Raw genomic sequence first — 1290 nt, forward strand, 5'->3', positions numbered from 1 at the left:
TTCTTATACGGTCCATGATAGTAATCAAACGGCGCATAGACCGTATCTGCCACAAAAGACAGTGGTACATCGATAAATAGCAGCGCTAAATCGAAATAATTATAATCGTAAGCGCCTGGGTTTTTTAGTTTAGCCATGTCGTGGTGCGTACCCACATAATAGGTATTCGAATCCTCGCCTTCCGTGCGCGCATTAATGCTGCCACATCCTGAAAGTAATGCGCTGATCAAGAACGCCATTACTGCAACCGTCTTTCTGCTCATCCTGTGACCTGAGTTTACCGTCTCGTTTACCATAGCAGGTTAAAAGCGGCTTTTTGCCCGCAAAACTTAAACCACCGGGTCAGGACTCACAGAGTGAGAATTGCACGTTGTAGGCCGGATAAACCGCGTGAGTGGTGCATCCGGCAAAGAGGCTTTTACAGCGCGACGCTTTCGCGACGACGCAGCAAGGAAAATGGCCCCGGTCCACTTAGGGTAAATACGGAAATCATTGTGAAGCTCAACGCAATTATCCCCAGCACCAGATAAGCCCCCTGGAAACCAATGTTCTCATACATTTTCCCGGCCAAAACTGACATGAAAATCATTGCCAGCTGTTTGAAGAAACAAAAACACACCAGGTAAATCGTGGCCGAGAAACGCACTTCGAACTGACTGGTGATGTATTTGAAGCAACCGACAATCAGGAACGGTATCTCGAACATATGCAGCGTTTTGAGGATAACGACTTCCAGCGCCGTGGTGGCGAATGATGAACCAATGATCCGTACCGACATGATCGTACCGGCCAGCAGCAGGGCGTTCTTTCCGCCGATGCGGTTCACGATCAGCGGAGCAAAGAACATGATCGAGGCGTTGAGTAATTCCCCCATGGTTGTGACGTAGCCAAACACACGGGTGCCCTGTTCGCCAGTGGCAAAGAACGAAGTAAAGAAGTTGGCGAACTGCTGGTCAAACACATCATAAGTACAGGAAACGCCGACCACGTACAGGGAGAGAAACCAGAGTTTTGGTTGTTTGAATAATTCCAGCGCCAGCTTCAGGCTGAATGCTGAGTTGTTGGCGCCTACCGCATCCGCGACTTTTGCAGAAGAGGGGGCATCTGCTTTTGAAAAGAACAGCAGCAATGCCAGAATGACCGCACAGCCAGAACCTAACCAGAAGACAAACTGGTTATTGATGGTGAACATAATTCCTGCAATCGAGGCGCACAGCGCCCAGCCCACACAGCCAAACATGCGTGCGCGACCAAATTCAAACTTGCTTCGGCGGCTGGCCTTTTCAATAT

At 49.4% G+C, this 1290-nt stretch carries 2 protein-coding genes; both read right to left on the bottom strand.

Features of this window, described 5'->3' with window-relative positions:
* Positions 1 to 263, bottom strand: a 263-nt coding sequence (locus KQJ18_RS24020; protein WP_216422956.1) for a YceK/YidQ family lipoprotein, incomplete at its 3' end; no start/stop codon positions are given.
* Positions 264 to 418: 155 nt separating this feature from the next.
* Positions 419 to 1290 (bottom strand): oligosaccharide MFS transporter (locus tag KQJ18_RS24025; RefSeq protein ID WP_216422957.1); only part of this gene is annotated, 872 nt, incomplete at its 5' end.

This window comes from Citrobacter sp. S55_ASV_140 (genome assembly GCF_018919505.1).
Taxonomy (GTDB): domain Bacteria; phylum Pseudomonadota; class Gammaproteobacteria; order Enterobacterales; family Enterobacteriaceae; genus Citrobacter; species Citrobacter werkmanii.